We start from the raw sequence: 947 nt of genomic DNA on the forward strand, positions 1-947 counted from the left end.
CTCTCATAAGCAGATTTTGACACCTGCACTATGGCGCATTGCGACGCCGGTTGAAGCAGGAGCCATCCACCCCATCAGCTTTTGCTGGAAATGAAACTATGCTTCGTACCTGCAGCAAATGACCGCTATCCGCCCTCCCCGACAAACAGGCGATGTCCGCCACCCTATCGCGCAACCAGCCTTTCACCATCCTCCTCTCGCAGCATCGCTTCCATTTCGTCCAAGCCATCGACTGCAGAGCGCATCTGCGCCTCATCAGCTACGCTCGCAGCTTCAGAATCCACGACGCCGCTGCCAAAATCCATCTCCATCTGGCGCTGTTCCTCGGCGATGACGGCTTGAACGACAGGCGCGGTCTTCTTTGGAGCGGCGTCGGCTTGGCCTGACGGTTGACCATCGCCAGCCTGGCTCGCCCTCTCCACATCGGCTTCTGTTCCCCCTGGCCCATCCGACGGCGGCGTCATCGGCATGGCGCGCATACTCAGCGGCAGGTTCCCCTGCGGCCCCCCTCCTCCCGGCTTCGGAAACGGCAACTCCCCCGTCTGCGCCGCGTGGATCGCCTTGAACAGCCGATCGTCAAAATATTGGATCCGCTTCGCGCGGACCGGCATCTGCGCGTCGATCACCATGACGATCTCATCAAGCGGCAGGCGGCGCGCCTCGTCTTCAGGGAGCAAGGAGCTTTCTTCGGTCCGGGTCGACTGGCTGCGCCCTTCAAAGGGGTTCTTGCCGATGGACTGGGAGCGCGTGATGACGGTCTTCGTGGTCTTGCCAACCGCCTTGCTCAGTTCTTCAACTGTTTTTTCATCGGAGGGCGTCAGGTAGAGCTTTACACCCGCGTTGCCCTGTAGCGCGCGGCGGGTGTTCTCGCCATAGATTTCATCGAGGGCAGGGATGGTTTGGGTGACCACAGCGAGGTGGCCGCGATAGGTCCGCAGGGTCTCGAT

General features: G+C 61.0%; 1 protein-coding gene. It reads right to left on the minus strand.

Annotated features, from left to right (window positions below; translation table 11 throughout):
• Positions 1 to 164: 164 nt before the first annotated feature.
• Positions 165 to 947: type IV secretory system conjugative DNA transfer family protein (locus GFB49_RS20915; protein WP_153218196.1), on the minus strand; the 783-nt coding region annotated here is incomplete at its 5' end.

The organism is Tritonibacter litoralis, from assembly GCF_009496005.1.
Lineage (GTDB): Bacteria > Pseudomonadota > Alphaproteobacteria > Rhodobacterales > Rhodobacteraceae > Epibacterium > Epibacterium litoralis.